General features: G+C 69.4%; 15 protein-coding genes and 1 pseudogene. 12 read left to right on the top strand and 4 right to left on the bottom strand.

The window, feature by feature from the left end; all coding sequences use genetic code 11:
- From RMO97_RS03805 to RMO97_RS03820, 4 genes and pseudogenes are all read left to right on the top strand, one after another.
- Nucleotides 1-303: pseudogene (locus tag RMO97_RS03805) on the top strand (spermidine synthase); the annotation flags it as partial.
- Nucleotides 304-702: 399 nt separating this feature from the next.
- Nucleotides 703-1,032, top strand: coding sequence for a UrcA family protein (locus RMO97_RS03810; RefSeq protein ID WP_310539214.1), 330 nt, complete (start codon nt 703-705; stop codon nt 1,030-1,032).
- Nucleotides 1,033-1,441: 409 nt separating this feature from the next.
- The gene (locus tag RMO97_RS03815; RefSeq protein ID WP_310539215.1) at nt 1,442-1,771 is read left to right on the top strand and encodes a UrcA family protein; all 330 of its coding nucleotides are present in this window, start codon (nt 1,442-1,444) and stop codon (nt 1,769-1,771) included.
- A 119-nt stretch (nt 1,772-1,890) separates the two neighbouring features.
- A complete protein-coding gene (locus RMO97_RS03820; RefSeq protein ID WP_310539216.1) occupies nt 1,891-2,856 on the top strand; it encodes an alpha/beta hydrolase in 966 nt (321 codons plus the stop codon).
- A gap of 60 nt (nt 2,857-2,916) precedes the next feature.
- Here RMO97_RS03820 and RMO97_RS03825 read toward each other — a convergent pair whose 3' ends face one another.
- A complete protein-coding gene (locus tag RMO97_RS03825) occupies nt 2,917-3,789 on the bottom strand; it encodes a LysR substrate-binding domain-containing protein (protein WP_310539217.1) in 873 nt (290 codons plus the stop codon).
- Between the two features lie 93 nt (nt 3,790-3,882).
- On the opposite strand from RMO97_RS03825, the gene RMO97_RS03830 reads away from it, so the two are divergent.
- Entirely contained in the window at nt 3,883-4,494 is a 612-nt protein-coding gene (locus tag RMO97_RS03830) for a pyridoxamine 5'-phosphate oxidase family protein (RefSeq protein ID WP_310539218.1), read from the top strand.
- 1 nt (nt 4,495) lies between these two features.
- Here the strand turns inward: RMO97_RS03830 and RMO97_RS03835 are convergent, their stop codons facing one another.
- A complete protein-coding gene (locus RMO97_RS03835; protein ID WP_310539219.1) occupies nt 4,496-5,398 on the bottom strand; it encodes an aminoglycoside phosphotransferase family protein in 903 nt (300 codons plus the stop codon).
- A gap of 211 nt (nt 5,399-5,609) precedes the next feature.
- On the opposite strand from RMO97_RS03835, the gene RMO97_RS03840 reads away from it, so the two are divergent.
- Nucleotides 5,610-6,695, top strand: coding sequence for a 3-deoxy-7-phosphoheptulonate synthase (locus RMO97_RS03840; RefSeq protein WP_310539220.1), 1,086 nt, complete (start codon nt 5,610-5,612; stop codon nt 6,693-6,695).
- 237 nt (nt 6,696-6,932) lie between these two features.
- On the opposite strand, the gene RMO97_RS03845 is transcribed toward RMO97_RS03840, so the two are convergent.
- Nucleotides 6,933-7,685 (bottom strand): extensin family protein, encoded by a 753-nt coding sequence (locus RMO97_RS03845; protein WP_310539221.1) that lies wholly within the window; start codon nt 7,683-7,685, stop codon nt 6,933-6,935.
- A 119-nt stretch (nt 7,686-7,804) separates the two neighbouring features.
- Here RMO97_RS03845 and RMO97_RS03850 point away from each other — a divergent pair, with 119 nt between their 5' ends.
- The 6 genes from RMO97_RS03850 (at nt 7,805) to RMO97_RS03875 (ending at nt 15,493) form a co-directional block, all read left to right on the top strand.
- Nucleotides 7,805-9,280, top strand: a complete 1,476-nt coding sequence (locus tag RMO97_RS03850) for a M20 family peptidase (protein ID WP_310539222.1) — start codon at nt 7,805-7,807, stop codon at nt 9,278-9,280.
- Between the two features lie 198 nt (nt 9,281-9,478).
- Nucleotides 9,479-10,087: an ATP-dependent Clp protease proteolytic subunit gene (locus RMO97_RS03855; RefSeq protein WP_310539223.1), complete on the top strand. Its 609-nt coding sequence runs from the start codon at nt 9,479-9,481 to the stop codon at nt 10,085-10,087.
- Nucleotide 10,088: 1 nt separating this feature from the next.
- The gene (locus RMO97_RS03860) at nt 10,089-11,690 is read left to right on the top strand and encodes an alpha-amylase family glycosyl hydrolase (protein ID WP_310539224.1); all 1,602 of its coding nucleotides are present in this window, start codon (nt 10,089-10,091) and stop codon (nt 11,688-11,690) included.
- 17 nt (nt 11,691-11,707) lie between these two features.
- Entirely contained in the window at nt 11,708-12,814 is a 1,107-nt protein-coding gene (locus tag RMO97_RS03865) for an aromatic ring-hydroxylating dioxygenase subunit alpha (protein WP_310539225.1), read from the top strand.
- A gap of 139 nt (nt 12,815-12,953) precedes the next feature.
- Entirely contained in the window at nt 12,954-14,186 is a 1,233-nt protein-coding gene (locus RMO97_RS03870; RefSeq protein WP_310539226.1) for a hypothetical protein, read from the top strand.
- Nucleotides 14,183-15,493, top strand: coding sequence for a DUF2272 domain-containing protein (locus RMO97_RS03875; RefSeq protein ID WP_310539227.1), 1,311 nt, complete (start codon nt 14,183-14,185; stop codon nt 15,491-15,493). Before RMO97_RS03870 ends, RMO97_RS03875 begins: the two co-directional genes overlap by 4 nt.
- Nucleotides 15,494-15,502: 9 nt before the next feature.
- On the opposite strand, the gene RMO97_RS03880 is transcribed toward RMO97_RS03875, so the two are convergent.
- On the bottom strand, nt 15,503-15,935 hold a 433-nt coding region (locus tag RMO97_RS03880; protein WP_310539228.1), incomplete at its 5' end, for a hypothetical protein.

The raw sequence follows: 15,935 nt of genomic DNA on the forward strand, positions 1-15,935 counted from the left end.
GATGTGAGCGCGGCGATCGCGGCCGGCGCCAAGGCCTATGACGCCATCGCGCTGGACGTGGACAACGGCCCCGAAGGGCTGAGCCGCAAGGAGAACGACCGGCTCTACAGCCGCGAGGGGCTGGCGGCGGCGCGGCGCGCCCTGTCGCCCGGCGGGGTGCTGGCGGTGTGGTCGTCGGGGCCGAGCGAGGCCTTCACCAAACGACTGACATCGGCGGGGTTCGCCGTGGAGGTGGTCCCGGTGCGGGCCGGCGGCGGCAAGCGCGGGGCGCGCCACGTGATCTGGCTGGCGGTGAATTCGTAACATCATCCGCTCATCCCGGCGAAGGCCGGGACCCAGGTGAAACCTCCTCCGATCTCAGACGGGACCGCAAGCCGAGTTGGATCACCATCCAATGCCGAGGATGAATCTGGGTCCCGGCCTTCGCCGGGATGAGCGGGGTTCATTTTGGGCGCGGAGCTTGAGGCTCGCCCCCTCCACCACGCTTCGCGCGGTCCCCCTCCCCCGTGCCGCTACGCTTCACAGGGGAGGAAAGCGCGTTAAGTACTGTTACTCGCACGTCATGTATGTACGGACCGTAATGTCCTTAAATCTCTGTCATTACCTGGTATTCACAAGACTTACGAAGTCGATCCCCTTATCTCGAAGTCATCGGCGGCGTGTCGCCGCCAACCACATTGACGACCTTAGAGGGACCACCCCATGTTCAAGCTGATCCACACCGTTTCCGCCGTCGCCGCCCTGGCCCTGGCCGCCGTTCCCGCCCTGGCCCTGACCACCGCCGCCCACGCCGCCCCGCTGTCGGTGAGCGTCGGCGACCTTTCGACCGCCGCCGGCGTCGCGGCCTTCGAGCAGCGCATCGACAAGGTGGCGGGCCATGTCTGCGACGCCCAGGCCCAGGGCGTCGGGACCCGGATGGTCAACACCAACGGCTGCCGCGAGGCGGTGCGCGCCGAGGCCATCGACAAGCTGAGCGCCGCCCAGCGCGGCCAGATCGCCGCCACCGGCGTCTCGCAACTGGCCGCCCGCTAGAGCATGATCGCATGAGACGGAACCGCGCAGCGGTCCCGGCTCAAGCGTGAATCATGCTCTCGCTTATGTCTGGAGCCTGATTCACCGCATCGGCGGAATCGCGAAGCGATTCCACCTCAACGGATCAGGTTCTAGGATCTCCTTCCTCCCAGTCGGGAGTTTCCCAACCTGGAAGCCCGCCCTCACCGGCGGGCTTCTTTGCATTGGCGGCGCGGTTACGCTCCGATCCCACTTGTTACCGCGCGTTAAGTAACGTGACATGTGTAATGAATATGTACTTTCCGTAATGATCTTAAATCTCTTTCATTACTTGAACTTCACGGGACATTGTCGAGCAACGGGCCTATCTCATCCGTCATCGGCGGCGTGTCGCCGCCCACCACATCAGATACCCAGAGGGAAGCCCGCCATGTCCAAGCTCACCACCAAGCTCGCCGCCGCCGCCACGCTCGCCCTGGCCGCCATCCCCATGCTCGCCCTGACCACCGCGGCCCACGCCGCGCCGATGAGCCTGAAGGTCGGCGACCTCTCCACCGCCGCCGGCGTCGCGGCCTTCGAGCAGCGGCTGGACAAGGTGGCCAAGACCCTGTGCGACGCCCAGCGCCTGGGCGTCGGGACCCGCATGGTCAAGACCGAGGGCTGCATCGAGGCGGTCCGCGCCGAGGCCATGGACAGCCTGACCCAGTCGCAGCGCAGCCAGGTGGCCGCCTACGGCCGCTCGGAACTCGCCGCCCGCTGAACCATCCCTTCCTCCCTAGCCGGGGATGGACAGCGCGAAAAGCCCGCCCTCCCCGGCGGGCTTTTTTGCGTTTGGCGGACGCGCCGTCATGGGCCTAACCATGGGGCCAGGAGGATCCCATGCCGCAGTTCCGCACGATCGACCTGGCCGATGTCTCGCTGCGGGTGGCGATGGAGGGCCAGGGTCCGCTGGTGGTCCTGGTGCACGGGTTTCCGGAGAGCTGGTACAGCTGGCGCCACCAGATGGGGCCGATCGCGCAGGCCGGCTTCACCGCCTGCGCCATCGACGTGCGCGGCTATGGCGGGTCGAGCAAGCCCGGCGAGGTCAGCGCCTATGACATGGAGCACCTGGTGGGGGACGTGGCGGCCCTGGTGGAGCAGCTGACGCCCGGCGAGACCGCGGTGCTGGTGGGCCACGACTGGGGGGCGCCCATCGTCTGGAACACCGCGCTGACCCGCCCCGACCGGGTGCGGGCGGTGGCGGGGCTGTCGGTGCCCTATACCGGGGTTCCGAAGACCAGCTTCATGGACCTAGTGGACAAGGTGTTCACCAGCCGCGGCAAGTTCTTCTACCAGGCCTGGTTCCAGGAGGTGGGGCCGCCGGAGGCCGAGCTGGAGGCCGATCCGCGGATGAGCATCCGCAAGTTCTACTACGCCATCAGCGGCGACGCGCCCGACGGGACCTGGCCCAACGACAAGGTCCACGGCCAGAGCCTGCTGGAGGGACTGATCGATCCCGACCCCTTCCCCGCCTGGCTGAACGAGGCCGACCTGGACTACTACGCCGCCGAGTTCGCGCAGTCGGGGTTCTTCGGGCCGGTCAGCCGCTACCGCAACCACCAGCGGGACTTTGAATTCCTCTCGAAGTTCCAGGGGAAGAAGATCGAGCAGCCCAGCCTGTTCATCGGCGGCGAGCGCGACCTTGTGCTTTCCATGCTGGGGCGGGGCAACCTGCTGGAGATCATGGGCGAGGAGATGACCGACCTGCGGGGCGCCGACATCCTGGAGGGCTGCGGCCACTGGACCCAGCAGGAGCGGCCGGAAGAGGTGAACGCCCGGCTGATCCCCTGGCTGAAGGGGCTCTAGAGTCTTTGGATTGGAGCCTGACGGGCGCCTGAACCGGCTTCCACTTCAGGCTGTCAGGCTCTAGGCCAGGGCGCCTGAGAGCCAGTCGACGAACAGGCGGGCCGAGGGCGACAGGGGCCGCTCGCCCGAGGGGATGGCCACCAGACCCTGCTCAAAGGCCGCGAAGCCACAGGGCGCGCGAAGGCGGCCGTCGGCCAGCTCGCCGCCGATCAGCCGGCGCTCCACCAGGGCCACTCCCAGGCCCGCCAGCGCGGCCTCGATGCAGAGGTGGGTGTGGGGGAAGCTGAGCTCGCGCGCGCCCGTCACCCTGCGGCCCGTGGCGGCCGACCACTGGTCCCAGGCGCTGGAGGTGAAGTCGTGGGCGATGCGGCAGGGGACGGCCACCAGCGCCCCCAGGATCTCGTCGAGCGGGTAGCCCGGCGCGCAGACCGGCCCGAACGCGACGGGGGCCAGCGGAATGGCGCGGGCCTGGTCGGTGGCGGGGAAGGCCTTCCAGTCCCAGGCGATCACCAGGTCGGCGCCCTCGTCGCGCAGCTCCCGGGCCGAAGTCATGGACAGGCGCACCCGGACCTGCGGATGGGCGCGGTAGAAGTCGGCCAGGCGCGGGGCCAGCCAGCGGGTGGCGAAGGTGGCGCTGCAGGCGACATGGACACCGGGTCCGCGGGCCTCGTCGCGCACGCGCCGCCAGCCCTGCTCCAGCCGGTCGAGGGCCTCGGCGACCACGGCCTGCAGGGCGATCCCTTGCGCGTTCAGGCGCAGGCCGGCGCCGGCCTTGTCGAACAGGGGCGCCCCCAGGTGGTCCTGCAGGCTGCGGAGCTGGCGGCTGACCGCCCCGTGGGTGCGGCCCAGTTCCTCGGCGGCGCGGGTCACCGAGCCCAGCCGCGCGGTGGCGTCGAAGGCCCGCAGGGCCGAGAGGGGCGGAAGCTGGCGCATCTGTGAGAATTCCTCACGGATATGGGCGGACTAGTCAATTCTATTGGCTGCAGGGTTGGGGGATGGTGAGGGCCCGGTGACGAAAGCTCACACATGCCCACCCTGACGACGATCGAAGACCTGGAGGCTCTCTATGGCCAGCCCGGCCCCGCCTCCACCCTGAAGGAGCTGGACCGGCTTAACGCCGAGTACCGCGCGGTGATCGCCGCCTCGCCCTTCGCCGCCCTGGCCACGGTGGGGCCGGAGGGGCTGGACTGCTCGCCGCGCGGCGACGCCGGCGAGGTCGTGCGGATCGCCGACGACAAGACCCTGCTGATGCCCGACCGGCGGGGCAACAACCGCGCCGACTCCCTGCGCAACATCGTGCGCGACCCGAGGGTGGCCCTGCTGTTCCTGATCCCGGGGTCGGGCTCCACCCTGCGGGTGAACGGGCGGGCGGAGCTGCGGACGGACGAGGATTTGCTGGAGGCCTTCCGCATGGCGGGAAAGCCGCCGCGCTGCGTGATGGTGATCACCATCGAGACCGTCTTCTTCCAGTGCGCCCGGGCGGTGATCCGGGCCGACCTGTGGAACCCGGCCAAGCATGTGGACCCGGCCCGTTTGCCGAGCGCCGGGCGGATGCTGAGCGCGGCGAGCCAGGGCGCGCAGGGCGGGGACGCCTATGACGCCGAGTGGCCCGCCCGGGCGGCGGCGAGCATGTGGTGACCTAGTCCCCCGCCTCCACCATCGCGAAGGTCTTCTCCCCCATGGCCAGGAGGCGCGGGTCATCGACGCGGCCGGCGTCGGTGAGGACCACCGCGTAGTTGACCGCCCAGCCGGCGGCCCGCGCCCAGGTGGCTTCGCTGGCCCCGTAGGCGGCCATGGCGGCGCGGCGGGACGCGATGTCGGGCAGCAGCATCCAGAGACTGGAGAGGTCGGTGGCGCGGTCGCCGCGGCACATGTCGCCCCAGTCGACGACGGCGGTGAGGCGGCCACCTTCCGAGAGCACATTTCGGGCGTGGGGGTCGCCGTGCAGCCAGCTCGGCTCGACATCGATGGGGGTGGCGAGCGCGCGCTCCCAGACCTGACGGACGCGCGGCGTGATGAACCCGGTCTCCGCCGCTAGCCGCGCGAACCGGGGCGTGAGGTAGTCCACCCGCTCGGCCAGGGCCACGCCGCGATGGGGATTGTGCGGGGCGTCGGCGGGCGCCGGCTGGTGCAGAGCCTTGAGGAAACCGGCCAGCACCGGCGCCTGGTCGGCGTTCAGGGGATCCAGATCGACCGCGCCGCCAGGCATCCAGGGCAGGACGCTCCAGGGCCAGGGATAAGCCTCGCCGCCGACCCCGAGGCGAAGCGGCGCGGGGATCGGCAGGGGCAGGCGCGGCAGGGTCGGCAGCCACCTCTGCTCGTTTTCGATCAGTTCGACACCCGCCAGGCGGCGCGGCATCCGCACGGCCATATCCTCGCCGAGCCGGAACATGTCGTTGTCCCAACCCGAGGCGACGAGGCGGATCGGCAGGGAAGCGAGGTCGGGGTGCTGGACGGTCAGCAGGGCGCGGACCAGGGCCTCGCTGATCTCCACCTCAGCGGGGGGCACACCGACGGTGGGGTTGCGGACCTTGGCGCTCACCGGGGTGACTCCGTGAGAAAGCTGGTGTATCGCGGCTTCTGTCATGACCCGCACCGCCGCCCAAGCCTGGTATTTTAGCTTTCCGACGCCCCTGGCGGAGGAAGGACTTGGCTTGACGTGACAGCGTCCTAGACAAGCACCCACCCACCGCCAGTCACCCTGGCGGTTTTTTTATGCCCGCCACGGTGACCTCCCCGACCCGGAGATCCCCATGTCCAGCACCGACGACCTTCGCATCGCCAGCCTCACCGAACTCAGCCCGCCGTCCCAGGTGATGGCCGAGTTCGCCCGCACACCCGCCGCCAGCGCGACGGTGACCGCCGCGCGCAGCGCCCTGCACGCCATCCTGCACGGCCAGGACGACCGGCTGGCCGTCGTGATCGGCCCCTGCTCCATCCACGATCCGGAGGCGGCCATGGATTATGCCGGCCGCCTGCTGATGCAGCGCCAGCGGTTCGGGGGCGAGCTGGAAATCCTGATGCGCGTCTATTTCGAGAAGCCCCGGACCACGGTCGGGTGGAAGGGCTTGATCAACGACCCCTATCTGGACGGGACCTTCCGTATCAATGAGGGCCTGCGCCTGGCGCGTGGTCTGCTGCTGGACATCAACGACATGGGTCTGCCGGCGGCGGTGGAGTTCCTGGACGTGATCACGCCCCAGTACCTTGCCGACTTGGTGGGCTGGGGTGCGATCGGGGCGCGGACCACCGAGAGCCAGATCCACCGCGAGATGGCCTCGGGGCTGTCCTGCCCGGTGGGGTTCAAGAACGGCACCGGCGGCGAAGTGAAGATCGCCGTGGACGCCTGCAAGGCCGCCAGCCAGCCGCACCACTTCCTGGCTGTGAGTAAGGACGGCCGCTCGTCCATCGCCGCCACCACCGGCAACGAGGACTGCCACGTGGTGCTGCGGGGCGGAACGGCGACCAACTATGACACCGCCAGCGTGGCGGCGGCCGCCGCGGTGATCGAGGCGTCGGGCCTGCGGCCGGCCCTCATGATCGACGCCAGCCACGCCAATTCGTCGAAGGACCCCGCCAACCAGCCCCGGGTGATGGACGATGTGGCCCGGCAACTTGCGGCCGGCGAACGCCGGATCGTGGGCGTGATGGTGGAGAGCCACATCGAGGCCGGCCGCCAGGACCTCGTGGTCGGCCAGCCGCTGGTCTACGGCCAGAGCATCACCGATGGCTGCATCGACTGGGAGACCTCGGTCGCGGTGCTGGAGAGGCTGGCCGAGGGGGTCCTGGCGCGGCGGCGGGTGACGGCGGCGGGGGTGAAGGAAGGGGTGATGGCTTGAGAAAGCCTTCCCCCTCGACGGGGGAAGGTTGGATGGGGGTGAGGCGAAGGCCTGAGCGGCGCCAACCTCAACCAGCCGTCATCGCCCTGGGTTCACCCCCATCCCTGACCCTTCCCACATCGAGGGGGAAGGGAGAACTGCCCCGACTCCGATTCGGGCTCGGTTCGTTCACCCTCGGTTCCGTCTGTTAACCATGGTGAATTTTGCGTTAATTCCGCGTTTGTTCCGTCCGCGGCCTTAGCTGCAGAGCGCCTCGCCGCCCATGTCGAGGTGGAAGTGGTTGGCGTGGGCGGCGTTGTAGTCGGGGGACAGGACGGTGGTGAACACCCGGCAGCCCTCGTCGCGGACCCGGCGCAGGAAGCGGCCCTTGGGACCCGGATCGTTCCAGTCCTTCAGTACACTGATGGTCTCGCCATTGGCCAGGCGGAAACCGGCCACGTCAAGGGCGTTGGCGCTGGCGTGCTCGCTGACCCGGCTGGTGGCCAGGCCGTAGATGTTGCGGCAGGAATAGGAACCGTAGTTGTCGATGGCGGTGACCGCCTCCCCCAGCACCTCGAAGGCGGCGGGCTGGACGACCTGGCGCTCCCAGATGGAGACTGCGAGGGTCTCCTTGCAGGTCATGGAGACATCGGCGGGACGCAGGGGCGCCATGCCGCCAGTGATCCGCAGGGCGCCGCGGACCTGGCATGTTCCGTCGGCGGAGGTTTCCTCCACCTCCCGGAAGCTGAGGCCGCCCTGGGAGAGGACCGCCCGGCAGGCTGCGGCGTCTTCGCCGGTGCGGGCGGCCTTGGCCTTGGTGGCCACGCCGATGGGATCGATGACGCTGAGAGTCTTCCACGGCAGGTGCTGAACCGGGATGGACCGCTCGGCCAGCAGGGCCATGATGCCGACGATGCCCCAGATCAGGACCAGGCCCACGACCCGAGCGATGATGGTCTGGTGGCGGGCGTGTTTTTCGATGTGGGGATGACGGGGCGCGCGGTAAGCCATGGGGGACTAACGGTGAAGCTTCCTCATGGTTTCCTCGGGCGCGCGACAAGCAGTCTAGCACAGCCCTTCCCTCTCCTTGCGAGAACGGCCTAGGGTTCACGATCACTTGGGGTGGGACCATGAAAACGGCGGCGAAGATCGGCCTGGGCCTGGGTGGGGCCGCGGCCCTGCTGGGGGGCGTGATCGCGGTGCGCACCGCGACCTTCAAGGCCCCGGCGGCGGCCGATCTCTCCGGGGTCAAGCTTGCGCCCGCAGTCACCGTGGACCGGGCCCTGGCCGCCCAGCACCTGTCCCAGGCCATCCAGATCCGGACCATCAGCCACCAGGACAGGGCCGATGACCAGCCCGCCGAATGGGACCGGCTGCACGCCTGGCTGCAGGCGACCTACCCCGCCGCCCACGCCGCCATGGGCCGCGAGATCGTGGCCGGCCACACCCTGATCTACACCTGGGAGGGCTCTGACCCGGCGCTGGCCCCGATCGTGCTGATGGCGCACCAGGATGTGGTGCCGGTGACCCCGGGCACCGAGGCCGACTGGAAGCATCCTCCGTTCGGCGGGGTGATCGCCGACGGCGCCGTCTGGGGCCGGGGCGCCATCGACGACAAGGGCTCCCTGGTGACCCTGTTCGAAGCCGCCGAGATCCTGGCCAGGCAGGGGTTCAAGCCGCAGCGTACGGTGATGATCGTCTCCAGCCATGACGAGGAGGTGCGCGGCGAGGGCGCGCGCGCCGCGGCGGCCTGGATGAAGGCCAAGGGCATCCGCGCCGAGTTCGTGCTGGACGAGGGCCAGGCGGTGATCTCCGACAACCCGATCACCGGCGGCCCGGTGGTGCTGATCGGCCTGGCGGAGAAGGGCTATGGCACCTTGAAGGTGACCGCCCGCGCACCCGGCGGCCACTCGTCCTCCCCGCCCAAGGACGGTGGCGGGGTGGTGACGCTCTCCAAGGCGGTGACCGCCATCGCCGAGAACCCCTTCCCGATGAAAGTCTCCGGCCCGGGCGCGGCCATGCTGAGCAGCCTGGCGCCCGATGGCCCGCTGGCGATCCGGATGGCGATGGCCAACAGCTGGCTGTTCTCACCCCTGATCGTGGCCCAGACCGCCGCGACGCCCGCAGGCGCGGCCCTGCTGCACACCACCATCGCGCCCACCATGCTGAAGGGCAGCCCCAAGGAGAATGTGCTGCCCCAGGACGCCACCGCCTGGATCAACTATCGCATCGCGCCCGGCGACACCTCGGCCGATGTGATGGCCAAGGCCAAGTCCGCCGTGGGCGATCTGCCCGTGGACCTGACCTGGGTGAAGACCCCCGACGAACCGTCGCCGGTGTCCTCCACCACCTCGCTCGGCTGGAAGACCATCGCCGCGGTGGCGGGGGATCTGGCCAAGGCGCCCGTCGCGCCGGGCCTGGTGACCGCCGGCACCGACAGCCGCTATCTCGGCCCGGTGGCCAAGGACGTCTACCGCTTCCAGCCGATGACCTTCTCCCTGGCGGGAACGACGATGATCCACGGCACCAACGAGCACCTGTCCCTGGCGAATCTGGAACAGTGCGTGCAGTTCTACGCCCGCCTGATCGCCACGGCGGCCCGGTAGGGGGAAGACGAGGAACCACGAACCTCACGAACAGGCAGCGTCGTTCGTGAGGTTCGTGGTCGGCCTCTTTAGGATTCACCGTGACCACATGTCCGGCGGTTTCACCCAATTAAACAGCCGATCTTAACCCTGCACACCTTGCGATCCGCTGCGGCGCAACGCACGTTCCGTCCAACTTGAGACCTGGAGACTTTTCGAATGCGCAATTGGCGGTTGGACGAAGACGAAGAGGGCGACAGCGCCCGCAAGCCCGACATGCCGATGACGGCCGGCCCGGTGCAGAACGGGCTCTACAAGTCCCGCACAGTCCTGATCTTCGGTGAGATCGACATGCGGCTGGCCGAGCGGGTCACCGCCCAGCTGCTGGCCCTGTCCAACGACAGCGACGCCGACATTCGGGTGATCGTCAATTCCCCCGGCGGCCACGTCGAGAGCGGCGACACCATCCACGACATGATCACCTTCTGCGGTCCCAAGGTGAAGATGATCGGAACCGGCTGGGTCGCCAGCGCCGGCGCCCACATCTATCTGGGCGCGCCCAAGGAAAACCGGCTGTGCCTGCCCAACACCCGCTTCCTGCTGCACCAGCCCTCGGGCGGGGTGCGCGGCCAGGCCTCGGACATCGAGATCGAGGCCGAGGAGATCGTAAAGATGCGTGAGCGGGTCAACCGCATGATCGCGCGCGAGACTGGCCAGTCCTACGAGAAGGTGGTCAAGGACACGATCCGGAACTTCTGGATGGGCGCGGAGAAGGCCAAGGAATACGGCATCGTCTCGCGCATCATCAGCCGCGCCGACGAGGCCTAGGGTGTCGACCGCGCCCTGGTGGAAGGGCGCGGTCGTCTACCACATCTATGTCCGCAGCTTCTTCGACAGCGACGGCGACGGCCACGGCGACCTGAAGGGCGTCGCGGCCAAGCTGGACTACATCAAGGACCTGGGGGTCGACGCCATCTGGCTCTCCCCGGTCCACCCCTCCCCCAACCGCGACTGGGGCTATGACGTCTCCGACTTCGAGGACGTGCATCCAGACTACGGATCGATGGCCGACCTGGAGGCCCTGGTGGACGCCGCCCACGGGCGCGGCCTGAAGGTGATGCTGGACGAGGTGCTGTCCCATACCTCCGACGAGCACGCCTGGTTCGCCGCCAGCCGCGACGGCGGTCCCGATGGCGAGAAGGCGAGCTGGTACGTCTGGGCCGATCCGGCCCAGGACGGCACCGCGCCCAACAACTGGCTGTCGGTGTTCGGCGGCCCAGCCTGGGCCTACCAGCCGGCGCGGCGGCAGCACTATCACCACAAGTTCCTGCGCCAGCAGCCCAAGCTGAACTGGCGCAATCCCGACGCCAAGGAAGCCGCGATCAGCGTGCTGAACTTCTGGCTGGCCAAGGGGATCGACGGTTTCCGCCTGGATGTGGCCGGCACCTTCCTGCACGACGACAGCCTGACCGATAACCCCGCTGTCCCGGCGCCGGAGCGGACCCGCCACCACTGGGCCCACGCCAGCGAGATGCAGGTCCACCTCAACGACAGCAACCTGCCCGAGAACATCCCGCTGCTGGACGAGATCCGCACGCGCGTGGACAGCCACGGCGACCGCTTCGTGTTCGGGGAGTTCTCGGAGGAGGAGGAGCGGTGCGGCGCCTATTGCACGCCGCAGGACGGGCTGCATTCGGCCTATACCTTCGTGCTGCTGCACGCGCGCAAGCTCAATCCGCAGATCTTCCGCGACCATTTCGAGACCCTGGCGCGGCATCCGGGGCACTGGCCCTGCATCTCCTTCTGCAACCACGACATCATGCGCACGGCGACGCGGTTCGGCGGGGGCGAGGCCATCGCGCGGCTTATGCTGGCCCTGCTGCTCAGCCTGAAGGGCACGACCCTGGTCTATCAGGGCGAGGAGCTGGGGCTGCCCGAGGCCCAGAGCCTGACGCGCACCGAGATCCGCGATCCCGTCGGCGATCTCTACTGGCCGATCTCCAAGGGGCGCGACGGCTCGCGTACGCCCATGCCCTGGGCGCCCGGCGAGAACCTGGGCTTCTCCAGCGCCAAGCCCTGGTTGCCCAGCGCGCCGGAGCACCGCGACCTGACGGTGGCGGCCCAGGCGGCGGACCCCAACTCCATCCTCGCCTTCTCCAAGGCCCTCATCGCCCTGCGCAAGGGCTCGCCGGCCCTGACGCGAGGCGAGATCGAAATGCTGCCGGCGACAGGCCAGGTGCTGGCCTTCACGCGGACGCAGGGGGATGAGCAGGTGCTTTGCCTGTACAACATGGGCGCCGAGTCCTCAGTGTTCGAACAGGCCGGCCTGACCGGCGAGCCCGTTTCCCTGCCCGGTTTGATCCAGGCCAAGGCGGCGCCCGGACGGATCGAGCTAGGCCCATACGGCTTGGCCTTCATCCGACGGCCCTGAACCGCTACAAGGACCCCATGGCCGACGGTGACACCAAGTCCGCGAAAGCCCCCGCAGCCGACGCCAAGTTCGGGCGCGGGTTCCTGGGCGATATCTGGTACTTCGCGGCGCTTTCCAGCGACCTGAAGCCCGGCAAGCTGCAGCGCTATGAGCTGCTGGGCGAACCCGTCCTGCTGTATCGCGACCGCAAGGGCGCGGTTCACGCCATGAAGGACATCTGTCCGCACCGGGCCGCGCCGCTGTCGGCGGGGACGCTGACCACGCAGGCCGATGGCCGCGAGGTGGTGGCCTGCCCCTATCACGGCTGGCGGTTCGGGGGCGACGGCGCCTGTACGGCGATCCCGTCCCTGGTGGCTGAGCAAGCCATGGACGTGAGCCGCATTCGGGTTCGCTCCTATCCCGCCGCCGAGAGCCAGGGCCTGGTCTTCGTCTGGGTCAGCTCCGATCCGCGCTTCGACGGGCAACCGAGCGAGCCACCCCCGGTGTTCGAGGGCGTCGTGGGCGGCGCGCCCAAGCTGGTGGACCGCATGGTGTTCGACGCGCACATCGACCACGCCGTGGTGGGGCTGATGGACCCCGCTCATGGTCCTTACGTGCACCAGCAGTGGTGGTGGCGCTCGGCCAAGAGCCAGCACGACAAGGCCAAGAAATTCGAGCCCCGCGAGGCCGGCTTCGCCATGGTCCGCCATGAGCCGTCGAAGAACAGCCGCGCCTACGCGATCCTGGGCGGCGAACCGCTGACTGAGATCACCTTCCGGATTCCCGGCCTGCGCTGGGAGCATGTCACGGTCGGCAAGCGGCAGGTGCTGTCGCTGACCTGCCTGACCCCGGTCAATGAGACCCAGACCAGGATCACCCAGATCGTCTGGTCTGATCACCCGGCCTTCCTGTTCCTCAAGCCCTTCGTGGCCTGGGGCGCGCGGATCTTCCTGCGCCAGGACGGGGACATGGTGAACCTGCAGAACGAGGGCCTGCGCTATGACCCCTCCCTGCTGTGGATCGACGACGCCGACCGCCAGGCCAAGTGGTACCAGCAGTTGAAACGCGAATGGACCGCCAGCCGCAAGGAAGGCCGCCCGTTCCGCAATCCTGTGGAGGCCGCCGTCCTGAAATGGCGAAGCTGAACCGTTGACCTAACGGCGTTCGCGCGCGACGCTCTACCAGAGCGCGCGATAGCCGAAAGTGGACACCGGTTTCGGTGCCCATCGCGCGCTCACTCCAAGGGCGCAGCAAGCTTTTCGGCTTGCTGCGGGGGGAAGAGCTATGGCGTGGGGCCGTTCAGCACATCTGGTCATCGGGCTGGCCGCCTGGCTAGCCTGGGCCGCGCCGGCAGCCGCGGGCGTGCTGGTCCGCGCGCCCAGCTATGTGAACCTCAGCGCCCAGGCGCGGACCTGGCGCCTGACGGACTCAAGCTGGGGGTTCATCAGCCCGCTTTCGACCGCCGTGGCGAGCGAGCTGGAAAAGTGCAAGCGGGTCGACCCGGCGATCGCCGCGCCGCTGCAGATGTCCCCGAACCGGCTGGACAAGGCCTCGGCGGAGGCGCTGGCGGCCCTGCGCACCTGCCGCAAGCGCTGGTTTGAGAAGGCGACCCCGGTGGGGGCGGCCGACGAGAAGCTGTGGGTCAAGCTGATGAACCGGCCCCCGCCCTCCACCCTGGACCGGGCCAAGGTGATCGCCTTCGGCGCCGCGACCCTGACCCCGGACTATGACCGCACCCTGTGGGACTGGGACCGAGGCTCGGGCTTCGCCAGCGCCGACCCGGCCTCGATCTTCAGCTGGGGGCCCTACAAGTCGACAGCCGGCCATGGCTGCACCTTCCAGCGGGTGCTGAAGGTGCTGGCCACCGATACCGTCACCGGCCCCATGGTGCGCGAGGCCTTCGCCGAGGAGGGACCGCTGCTGGACCAGCTGGTGGACCAGTCGAGACCCGACTGGTGCGCCGGCGCGGCGGTGATCCTCCAGCCGGTGTTCGACGATTCCGAGCGCCGTGAGAATTTCCGTATCATCTTCGCCAAGCTGGCGGGGCGCCCCAAGATCCGCGCCGGCTATGACGGCTATTTCCTGGGGCCGAACGGCTATCTGGGCCGCCGGATCGCCCGCCACTACGACCTTTATGCGCGGGCGGGCCTGACGCCCACCAGGATGGACTTCGCCTATTTCCTGGACCGGTCGCTGGACTATCCGCCGCTCAGCGAGACCCAGATCGCCGACCTCTCGGCCACGGTCCGCGCCGGACGCATGACCAACTGGCAGGCCCGGCGGCTGATCGCCAACGTCACGCCCTTTTCCTCGCCCGGCGCGCGCAGCTATCAGCTCGGACGGGACGCGGTCTATTTCGTCGACGCGCTCGGCCAGGAAGGCCTGGATGACACCGAGCGCACTTCCTGGATCAAGAACAGCCGGCTGAAGGCCAGCGATGTGGGCCTGACCGAGGAGCCCTACGCCCCGCCGTGCGACGTGGTCTTCCTGCCCGGCTGCCCGGGAGGCCCGCCATGAGATCCCTGCTGCTGGCCGGCGCCCTGGCCACCTGCGTGGCCGCCGCCCCGCCCCCCGCCCGCGCGGCGGGCTACGTCATCGACCGCGCCGAGCTGAAGGCCGCCTGCACCTCGGCCGCCGCCCGGCCGCCGCCACCCATCGGGGCCGAGATCGCCCGGGTGGCCACCGACCAGTGGGCCAAGTTCGGCTACGGCCGGGTCAAGGAGACCGCCGCCGACGCGGTGATCGAAAAACAGGGGGACGGCGCCCTGGTCGGGTCGCTGTCCTGGGACGCCGTCTGGCAGTTCTGGGCCTTCACCGGCTACGACAACATGCTGACCTTCCCGTATGAAGTCGTGATCAGTGGCGGCGCCCCGCAAATCCTGAAGGCCAACAGCAAGGCCAATATCGAGGCGGCGACCGCCAAGTTCGGGGCCGGTACGCCGCCGGCGCGGGCCATCGCCGGGGCCATCAAGCGCTCGTCCACCTCATCCCTGCCCTGGTCGGCGGTGTTCGTCTCCTCGGTGATGAAGCGCGCGGGCCTGACCAGCGACCAGTTCCGCCCGGCCGCCGCCCATGCGGGCTACATCCAGGCCGCCGTCGACGGCTACGGGTTCGGGCGCAACGCCTATGCCTACCTGGCCTGCGACCCGAGCTGGGTGGAGCCGCGGGTCGGCGACGTGGTCTGCTATTCCCGCAATGCGAGCCCGGTGCGGTCCTTCACCCAGGTCCTGGCCGGGGTTGAGCGCGCCTCGTCCAGCCGCGGCGCCTATGCCTACGAGAGCCACTGCGACGTCGTCAGCCAGGTGGCGCGCGCGCCCAAGCACGTGGTCCACACCATCGGCGGCAATGTCGGCGACACGGTTACCAAGACCGAGCGGGCCCTGGCTGGCGGCCCGATCACCACCGGGCGGCCCATGGCCTGGATCGCGGTCCTGGTGCTGAAGCCCGACCCGTCGGTGGCCCAGCCTGCCCCGCCGCCACCAGCGCCCGTACCCCCGCCACCTCCGCCGCCGCCTGAGCCCACTCCACCGAGTCCGCCGCCGCCCCCTGTTCCTCCGGCTCCGGAGCCTGAACCGCCACCCGCGCCGACTCCTGAGCCGGCTCCTCCGCCGCCCCCCGCGCCAGCCCCGCCACCGGCGCCCGAGCCCGCACCCGTTCCAGCGCCCGCGCCTGAACCCGCGCCGCCGCCACCGCCTGAGCCAACCCCCATAGCGGCGCCCACGCCGGAGCCGGAGCCCGTCGCCGAGCCTGCGGTTCCGGACGCGCCGGACGGGCCGGACGGGCCGGCGCAGGAGGTGGATGAATCAGCGCCGTCCCCGGCCTAGCCGCCCGGGTCAGGCGACCTGGCGCGGGGCGGCCTCGGGGGTGGGGTCGGTGAGGCGCAGGTCGTCGATGCGGATGGGAGCAAAGCCGCGCGAGGCGTCCCAGTCCAGTCGTCCGCCCAGGGCGGTGACGCACGAGACCGGCTCCAGCCGGGTGAGGTCCATGCGCGACAGGGCCGCGTGGGGTAGGCGCACATAGAGCACCGGGTGCTGTTCGTATTCCCCGGTGCGGCCCGGAAGGTGGCAGCGGGTCACCACCTCGACGGAGTCGCCGCCCACCACCGCCAGCACCTCGGTCCCGATGCGCAGGGTGATGGAGCAGACGTTGGAGATGTGCATCTCCTGGATGTTGGCCATCGGCATCACGGCGTAGCCCGCGCGCTCATTGTCGACAGCGATGATCGCCTCGTCAGGAATGGCGTCCAGTTCCAGAGCGTCCAGATAG

The organism is Phenylobacterium sp., assembly GCF_031425575.1.
GTDB lineage: Bacteria > Pseudomonadota > Alphaproteobacteria > Caulobacterales > Caulobacteraceae > Phenylobacterium.